The organism is Embleya sp. NPDC020630 (assembly GCF_044334985.1).
Taxonomy (GTDB): domain Bacteria; phylum Actinomycetota; class Actinomycetes; order Streptomycetales; family Streptomycetaceae; genus Embleya.
In genome coordinates this window covers 135,178-142,388 of the sequence record NZ_JBIRUB010000020.1, presented here as the reverse complement: position 1 = coordinate 142,388, position 7,211 = coordinate 135,178, and the positions used below count along the sequence as shown (strand labels likewise).

The following is a 7,211-nucleotide window of genomic DNA, read 5'->3' as shown; positions in this document are numbered from 1 at the left end:
AGCTACCTCGCCGCCCTCCACCTCCGCGCCGCAATGATCTGGCTCAACGCCCTCACCCACACCACTCATTGATCACGACTGGATACGCGGCCTAGGAGCGATGCCATGAGGCCTCACGTGAAGCCGCTGGTGAAGGGGCTTCTGCGGGCCCGCCGGCTCGGCGCGTGCGGGGCCGCCCCGGCCGACACCCTGCACGCCCCCACCCGCCCGCACCCCAACGGCTGGTTCTGCCTCGCCTTTTCGGACGAGGTACGCCCCGGGACCGTCACCACCCGGGCACTCGCGGGTGCGGAGGTCGTCCTGTACCGCACCACGAAGGGCGTACTGCGGGCCGTGCGCCCGCGCTGCCCGCACCTGGGCGCCCATCTCGGGGTCGGCGGATCGATCGAGGGCGAGGACATCGTCTGCCCCTTCCACCGGTTCGCGTTCGACCCGGCCGGCACGTGCGTCCGCACCGGCTACGGCGAGTCGCCACCGAAGGCGTCGCTGACCCGCTACCCGGTGTGCGAGGCCAACGGCTCGATCTACGTGTGGCGCCACGCCCTCCGTCTGCCCCCACAGTGGCAGGTGCCGGTGTTGCCCATGAACGACCGGCAGTCGTACAGCCACGACACCTTCGACATCGCCGGCCACCCGCAGGACGTCATCGAGAACGCGTTCGACTGGGGCCATCTACCCGCACTGCACGGACTCAAGGATCTCGACATCGACGGCAGGCCGATGCCCGGCGAACCGATCGCCACGGTCACCGCCACGGCGCGCGGCACCGTCATGCGGGGCTTTCGCCAGTCGTACACGCTCACCGTGATCGGCCTGGCCACCATCGCGGCCCGTACGGTCCTGCCCCGCGGCGCGGGCAACCTCTACGTGATGCTCCACGCGACCCCGACCACGCCGGGACGCATCCACCTGCGCTTCGGCACCAAGCTGGAACTGGGCGGCGTACCGGGCCTGCCCGAACGGGTCGGACGCGCGGCCACACTGCCCGTCGCCCGGCTGAGCAGCGCCCTCATCCAGCGGCTGGCGAGCCTGGACACCGGCGCCGACCTGCTGATGTGGAACCACCAGGAGCACGTCGAGCAGCCCAAACTCGCCAAGGGCGATGGGCCGATCGGTCGATACCGCATGTGGGCACAGCAGTTCTACGTCGGCGTCGAGGGTGTCCGTGTGGAATCCGCCGACCCCGAAGGCGTCGCCACGCACCCCGAGGCCGTGGACACGGAGCCCGCAGGCGGCCTCGTATCCCCGTGATCGGCCCGACCGGGACCGGAAGAGAGACGACATGGCAGCGGAGAACGATACGTCCGAGGGTGGGCGACGATTGGCCGTCCTCGGCGCGGGGGTGATGGGAGCGGGTATCGCCGCCCTGGCGGTCGGGCACGGCATCGCGGTGTCCCTGATCGACCCGGACCGACGCCGACTGGACGAAGCCCCCGCGCGCATCGACCGAATGGTGCGCACGGCGAGGCTGATGAACGCGTTGCCGGAGGGGGCCGTCACCGCCGTCGTCGTCACCGGAGCGTCGTTCGCCGAAATCGCGACGGTCGACGACCCGGGCCCCGTCGCGGTGATCGAGGCGGTCACCGAGGACGCCGACGCGAAGGCGAAGGTCCTCGCCGAGGTGTCCGCGTTGGTCGCGCCGGGCACCGCGATCATCTCCAACACGTCCGCGATCCCGATCGACGAATTGGCCCGGGCGACGGCCCGCCCGGCGGAGCTGATCGGCACCCACTTCATGAACCCGCCGTATCTGATTCGCACGGTCGAGGTGATCCGCGGCACGCACACCGGCGAGGCGACCATGGACGCGCTGCGGGCGCTGCTCGCCGCGCTGCGCCGGGAGCCGATCGTGGTCGACGACGCGCCGGGGTTCGTCACCAGCCGCATCCTGCACCCCATGATCAACGACGCGGTCCGGGTGGTGGCGGCCGGCACCGCGAGCGTCGAATCGGTCGACCGCCTGATGCAGGGGTGCCTGGGCCACCCGACGGGCCCGCTGCGCACCGCGGACCTGATCGGTCTCGACAACCTGGTCGACTCGCTGTGGGTGCTGCACAACCGCACCGGCGACGAGGGGTGTCGTCCCTGCGACCTGTTGCTCGAGATGGTGCGCACGGGCCGACTCGGCCGCAAGAGCGGGCGCGGCTTCTATACATACGAGGGAGAACAGGCATGACTGTATCGTCCGAGCCGTTGAAATCGCCCGATCCGGCGGTCCCCGAGCCCGTCGCCACAACGGGCGGAGTGGAGGCGGAACTGCTGCGCTTCCTGGCGCGGCACACGGGTCGGGACTGGACGATCGACGCGGACGTCTTCGGCCCCGGCGGTCTGTCCTCGCTCTTCGCCATGGAACTGGTGGTGTATCTGGAGCGCACGTACGACATCGCCATCCGCGGCGCGGATCTGCGGATGGACAATTTTCGTACTGTGGTGCGGATGGCCGAACTGGTGGAGCGACTCCGGCAGCAGGTATCCGGAGGTCCCCGTGCGTGAAACCGTTGCCGGGGCGGCCTCGATGGTCACCGAATTGGTGGCTGACCGGGCCGCCGGCTGGGATCGCGAGGGTCGGTTGCCCGACGACGTCGTACGCAAGCTTGGTGCGGCAGGCCTGCTCGCGGCGCAAACGCCCGAGAAATACGGTGGGTTGGGGTGGACGAGCGCGGAGGGTGGCGAGTTCACCGCGCATGTCGGCAGTCTGTGCGGCTCGTTGCGTAGTGTGCTGACCTCGCAGGGAATGGCCGCGTGGGCCATCGAACGCCTGGGTGATCCGGCGCAAGCGGCGGAACTGCTGCCACGGCTTGCCTCGGGGGACACGGTGGCGATGGCCTTCAGTGAGCCCCAGGCGGGCAGCGATCTGTCGGCCATCACGACCACCGTCGGCATCGACGGGGGCACCGTGGTGCTCACCGGCCACAAGAAGTGGGTCACGGGGGCCGAGTACGCCGACCTCCTCCTGGTCGTCGCCCGGATGGCGGAGGGCGGCGCGGTGGTGGTCGTACCCCGGAACTCCCCTGGGGTTGAGGTACGCCCGGTGGCCGACCCGCTGGGGTTCAGGGCGGCCGGACACGCGGAAGTCCGGCTGGACCAGGTGCGGTTACCCCTCGACAGCGTGCTGGGAGGTGGGCGTCAAGCGCTGTCCCTTCTGGTGACCACGGCCCTGACCTACGGTCGGATCTCGGTCGCCTGGGGGTGTGTCGGCCTCCTGCGGGCCTGTGTGGCGGCGACTGTGGACCACGCGATCTCCCGGGAGCAGTTCGGCCGGCCGTTGGCGCAACACCAGCTCATCGCACGTCACTTGGCCGAGCTGTGGACCGCGGAGCAGGTGGCGACCCGGGTCTGCGAGTACGCGAGTCGCCGCTGGGACGAGCACGCCCCCGACCTTGCCGCAGCCGTCATCCTGGCGAAGTACGTCGGCGCGGAGAACGCTGTCAAGGGTGTGGCCTCAGCCGTCCAGGTGCTTGCGTCGGCCGGGGCGCAGGACAGTCATGTCGTCGCGCGCGCGTACCGCGACGCCAAGCTCATGGAAGTCATCGAGGGCAGCGCCGAGATGTGTCAGCTGATGCTGGCCGATCACGTGCTGGGGGGACGGTGACGCCGATCATGGCCGCCGAAGAACCTCACGACGCGAAGCCGAACATGCGCGCGCCCGCCCGGGTCGTCCTGCCCGTTCCGGTCAAGTGCCTGGTGTGGGACCTCGACAACACGCTGTGGCGCGGCACGTTACTGGAGGACGAGGATCTCGTCGTGTCCCCGATCATCCGCGAGGTGATCGTCGGCTTGGACGCGCGCGGCGTCCTCCAGTCGGTATGCAGTCGCAACGATCACGACCCGGCATGGGCACGATTGGCGGCACTGGGGATGGCCGACTGGTTCCTCGTGCCGGAGATCGGATGGGGACGCAAGTCGGACGGGATCCGCCGGATCGCCGAACGGCTGGGTTTCGCGCCCTCCGCCGTCGCCTTCATCGACGACCAACCGGCCGAGCGGGCCGAGGTCGCCCACCACCTCCCGGACGTGCGCTGCTACCGGGCGGAGGATGCCGCGACACTGCTCGACCTGCCCGAGTTCAGCCCGAAGACGGTGACCGTCGACGCGCGCCGACGCCGGACGATGTATCGGGCCGGTGTCCGGCGCACCGACGAACGCACCCGATTCACCGGCTCGCACGACGACTTCCTGCGCTCGCTGGAGATGGTGATGCGCATCGAACGGGCCACGGAGGACGAACTGTCACGCGTCGAGGAGTTGACGCTGCGCACCAGCCAGATGAACGCGACAGGGGTGCACTACTCGGACGCGACGCTGCGCGCCCTCCTCGACGATGCCTGTCACGAGGTTCTGGTGGCCACGCTCACCGACCGCTTCGGGCCGCACGGCGCAGTCGGTGTGGTGCTGCTCCGCAAGCACCCACGGGTGTGGCATCTGCGACTGCTCGCCACTTCGTGCCGTGTGGTGGCGTTCGGTGTCGGCACGATCATCCTGAACTGGCTGGTCGACCAGGCGGCCCGGGCCGGTGTACACCTGCTGGCGGATTTCCGCGCCACCGACCGCAATCGCATGATGGAGATCGCCTACCGATTCGCCGGCTTCGACGAGTCGCCGTGCGACTGTGCGGATGGGGTGCTCGAGCGGATGTCCGATGCGGAGGTCCAGGTGCTGCACCTCGTGACCGGGGCGCGGCAGGCCCCTGGGACGGTCCGACTGATCGCGCCGGTTCTCACCGAGAGGCCGCCGAGCCGGTGGCCGTCGCCGGACCGGGCCCGCGAGGGCGGGCGGTCGGTCACCTCCGGCGAACCAGGGTGATGCCGTCGGCCATCGGCAGCATGCAGATGTCCACTCGCCGATCGTCCCGGATCCTGGCGTTGACCTCCCGCACACCGACGGTATCCGCATCCACGGCGAGGGGGTCGACGACCCGACCGAAGAAAAGCGTATTGTCCAGTACCAACAATCCACCGGGCCGCACGAGTTGCAAGGCAAGCTCGTAATAGCGCGGATAGTTCCGCTTGTCGGCATCGATGAAAACGAGACCGAATTCGCCGTGGCGACCCTCGGCGATCATTTCTTCGAGCGTATCGATCGCCGCTCCGATACGAACCTCGATACGCTCGCAAACACCCGCCCTGCGCCAGTATTCGGCACCGATCTCGGGCCATCGCGCGCTGATGTCACAGGTGATCAACCGACCCTGCGGCGGAAGCGCCCGGGCCATGCACAAGGTGCTGTATCCGGTGAAGGTACCGAGCTCCAGCACGTCCGCAACACCAGTCGCCGTGACCAGCATCGCAAGGAACTGACCTTCCTCGGGCATGACCTGCATCGTCTCCCCGGCGGGCAGTTCCGCGGTCGCCCGCCGCAGGTCGCGCAGAATCTCGTCTTCCCTGAGCGAGAACTCCCTGACGTATTCCAGAAGTTCCGATCCACTCGCAATCTGATTCGCCATGAAAAAATCCTAGATGACGCTCCGACGATAATTCAATACAATCTGCCACCACTTCCGGGTCGTAGCCTGCGAGGTCCTGGACCTCGTCGATGTGAATGCGGACAAGCGCCCGACCCGACATGCGCAGCTCCGGCCCGTTCTCGACCTTGCCGCAGCGTCAAGCTCCTTGGATGGTCCGGGCCCCGAGCACCTGACCCACGGCCTGACCACCCGCGCCCGGCGCCGAAGCCGGCGATACGCCACGAGGCGACCGTCCTCGTCGCAACCGTCGACGAGTGGCTGTGATCGACGTATCGGGAGTACAGGCCGGGCACTACGATGCGGGTCATGGAGTGTTTCGACGCCTGGCGTACACGCCGCTGAGGAGCCCGTCTCGCCGCCGATTCCACGGCAGGGAGCGGGCCGATGTCCGTGTTCCGCCCGGGTATCAAGCCCTCGGCCTCGAGAGGCACACTTCCGTGCTCATTCGCGCATACATCCGGCACGACCTGGCACCACTCACCGAACTGACCATCGACACGTTCCGACCGTTCTACGAGGAATCCTTCCGCCCATTGGTGGGAGAGGCCGTCTTCGCTGTTCAGCACGGCAACTGGCGCGACGACTACCGCAAACAGGTCGCCGAACTCCACGCCCCCGAACGGCACACATACGTCGCCATCGCCGAAGTGGAAGGCGCCATCGCGGGCTACGTGGCGTGGAGCATCGACCCGGCCCGCAAGAAGGGCGAGATCACGATCCTCGCCGTCTCGGACCGGCACCGTCGTCACCATGTGGGCACGGCGCTGTGCGAGCACGCCTTCGACCGAATGCGGGCCGTCGGTACCGAGGTCGTCGAGATCGGCACCGGAGGAGACCGGTTCCACGCACCGGCTCGAGCACTCTACGAGGCACTCGGGTGCACTCCCTACCCGCTCACCGTCTATTTCCGTCGTCTCTGACACACCTCCCGGGCGGCGCCCTCGGGTGCCCGCCCGGGTCGGCGGTCGGCCACAGATCCACTTCCGGAACAGGCACGGGCACCCATGCGGGGATCTTGGTCGGGCGGGCTCGACTTCCGAGCAGGCCTGTACCTGCGGCAGTTCACCCCGCGGATGCCGGAGGCGGTGCGATTCGGCCGGCCTGCCCAGGGCGGCGCCGGGTACACGCGACTGCAGTAGTGAGCCGGGTGCCGATCCGTGCGTTCCACCGGGAGTACCTTGTCGCTACCGTCTCGCTGTGGGTTCCCGCAGCGGCGCATTTCGACGCCCGCCTCGGTCGGCGGACCGGGACAGGTCCCGGAGGTACACGCCTGTCCCGGCCTACGCGTGGTGGTGTGCCGCGGGAGGCGGAGCGTCGTCGGTTTCGATCGCGGCCAAGGCATGCTCCACGTCGTGGTGTTCGGGGACGACGCGGGACAGGCCGGTCACGCGCGTCATCTTGCGGAAGCGCTCCGGCGGGGCCGCGATGGCGACGGTGCCCCGGTGGGCGCGGGTGCGGTTGTGGAGGGCGACCAGGACGGCCAGGCCGGTGGAGTCGGAGAACCGCAGGCCGGCCAGGTTGAGCACCACATGGCGGTGCCCTTGGTCGATCAACTCGAAGCCGCGCCTGCGCAGTCGGGGCGCGGTGTGGTGGTCGAGGTGGCCGCGAACGTCGACGACCGCGAGGCTCGGACGTGGGGTGTGCACGGTGAGAACGAGGTCGGGCTCGCCCACGCTCATCGGATCGCCACCTTGCTCGTCGGGGATGTCCGCATCGTCGCGCGCGATCGCGTGGCTGTGTCGCACGG

8 protein-coding genes are annotated in these 7,211 nt (G+C 68.9%); 6 read left to right on the top strand and 2 right to left on the bottom strand.

Annotated elements, in window-relative coordinates; all coding sequences use genetic code 11:
- The first annotated feature begins 105 nt into the window (after positions 1-105).
- Genes ACH4XV_RS39930 through ACH4XV_RS39910 form a run of 5 tightly spaced genes read left to right on the top strand, consistent with a single transcriptional unit; the run spans position 106 to position 4,803 of the window.
- Positions 106-1,251, top strand: coding sequence for a Rieske 2Fe-2S domain-containing protein (locus tag ACH4XV_RS39930; RefSeq protein ID WP_395798058.1), 1,146 nt, complete (start codon positions 106-108; stop codon positions 1,249-1,251).
- A 31-nt stretch (positions 1,252-1,282) separates the two neighbouring features.
- Positions 1,283-2,176: a 3-hydroxyacyl-CoA dehydrogenase family protein gene (locus ACH4XV_RS39925; protein ID WP_395798056.1), complete on the top strand. Its 894-nt coding sequence runs from the start codon at positions 1,283-1,285 to the stop codon at positions 2,174-2,176.
- Positions 2,173-2,493, top strand: a complete 321-nt coding sequence (locus ACH4XV_RS39920; RefSeq protein WP_395798054.1) for an acyl carrier protein — start codon at positions 2,173-2,175, stop codon at positions 2,491-2,493. Before ACH4XV_RS39925 ends, ACH4XV_RS39920 begins: the two co-directional genes overlap by 4 nt.
- Entirely contained in the window at positions 2,486-3,592 is a 1,107-nt protein-coding gene (locus ACH4XV_RS39915) for an acyl-CoA dehydrogenase family protein (RefSeq protein ID WP_395798052.1), read from the top strand. The genes ACH4XV_RS39920 and ACH4XV_RS39915 overlap by 8 nt, the downstream gene beginning before the upstream one ends.
- Before the next feature lie 44 nt (positions 3,593-3,636).
- Positions 3,637-4,803, top strand: a complete 1,167-nt coding sequence (locus tag ACH4XV_RS39910; protein WP_395798068.1) for an HAD-IIIC family phosphatase — start codon at positions 3,637-3,639, stop codon at positions 4,801-4,803.
- On the opposite strand, the gene ACH4XV_RS39905 is transcribed toward ACH4XV_RS39910, so the two are convergent.
- Positions 4,781-5,443 carry a class I SAM-dependent methyltransferase gene (locus ACH4XV_RS39905; protein ID WP_395798050.1) on the bottom strand — a complete coding sequence of 221 codons (663 nt, stop codon included), beginning with the start codon at positions 5,441-5,443 and terminating at the stop codon, positions 4,781-4,783. The genes ACH4XV_RS39910 and ACH4XV_RS39905 overlap by 23 nt on opposite strands.
- A 275-nt stretch (positions 5,444-5,718) precedes the next feature.
- Here ACH4XV_RS39905 and ACH4XV_RS39900 point away from each other — a divergent pair, with 275 nt between their 5' ends.
- Positions 5,719-6,384: a GNAT family N-acetyltransferase gene (locus tag ACH4XV_RS39900; RefSeq protein WP_395798048.1), complete on the top strand. Its 666-nt coding sequence runs from the start codon at positions 5,719-5,721 to the stop codon at positions 6,382-6,384.
- A gap of 360 nt (positions 6,385-6,744) precedes the next feature.
- On the opposite strand, the gene ACH4XV_RS39895 is transcribed toward ACH4XV_RS39900, so the two are convergent.
- The gene (locus ACH4XV_RS39895) at positions 6,745-7,209 is read right to left on the bottom strand and encodes an STAS domain-containing protein (protein ID WP_395798046.1); all 465 of its coding nucleotides are present in this window, start codon (positions 7,207-7,209) and stop codon (positions 6,745-6,747) included.
- Positions 7,210-7,211: the final 2 nt, after the last annotated feature.

What these genes read in the sequence shown, in the direction of transcription:
- ACH4XV_RS39925 (WP_395798056.1), top strand. Translation starts at nt 1,283, where the DNA reads ATGGCAGCGGAGAACGATACGTCCGAGGGTGGGCGACGATTGGCCGTC.
- ACH4XV_RS39930 (WP_395798058.1), top strand. Translation starts at nt 106, where the DNA reads ATGAGGCCTCACGTGAAGCCGCTGGTGAAGGGGCTTCTGCGGGCCCGC.
- ACH4XV_RS39905 (WP_395798050.1), bottom strand. Translation starts at nt 5,443, where the DNA reads ATGGCGAATCAGATTGCGAGTGGATCGGAACTTCTGGAATACGTCAGG.
- ACH4XV_RS39910 (WP_395798068.1), top strand. Translation starts at nt 3,637, where the DNA reads ATGCGCGCGCCCGCCCGGGTCGTCCTGCCCGTTCCGGTCAAGTGCCTG.
- ACH4XV_RS39920 (WP_395798054.1), top strand. Translation starts at nt 2,173, where the DNA reads ATGACTGTATCGTCCGAGCCGTTGAAATCGCCCGATCCGGCGGTCCCC.